Source organism: Pseudomonas sp. SIMBA_068, from assembly GCF_046534705.1.
Taxonomy (GTDB): Bacteria; Pseudomonadota; Gammaproteobacteria; order Pseudomonadales; family Pseudomonadaceae; genus Aquipseudomonas; species Aquipseudomonas putida.
On the sequence record NZ_JAWRYI010000512.1, the window covers coordinates 1 to 272 of the forward strand.

The window sequence follows — 272 nt, forward strand, 5'->3', positions numbered from 1 at the left end:
GGTATAATAAATAAACAAGGCTCCGCTATGCTCACTGATACGCAATGCCGCACTGCCAGGCCGAAACAAAAACTCTATCGACTCAATGATTTCAACGGTCTCTACCTCGAAATGAAACCCAATGGCAAAAAGGCATGGCGCTATCGGTTTAAACTCAACGGTAAATCTAGCATGTTTGCGCTGGGTGAGTACCCGACGGTCAAACTTGCCGAAGCTCACGAGAAATGCGAGCAAGCAGGTCGCGGATGGAGTTAGCCCAACACAAGCTCGTC

General features: G+C 48.9%; 1 pseudogene. It reads left to right on the top strand.

Features of this window, described 5'->3' with window-relative positions:
- Positions 1 to 27: 27 nt before the first annotated feature.
- Positions 28 to 237: pseudogene (locus SB756_RS30180) on the top strand (Arm DNA-binding domain-containing protein); the annotation flags it as partial.
- Positions 238 to 272 lie beyond the last annotated feature (35 nt).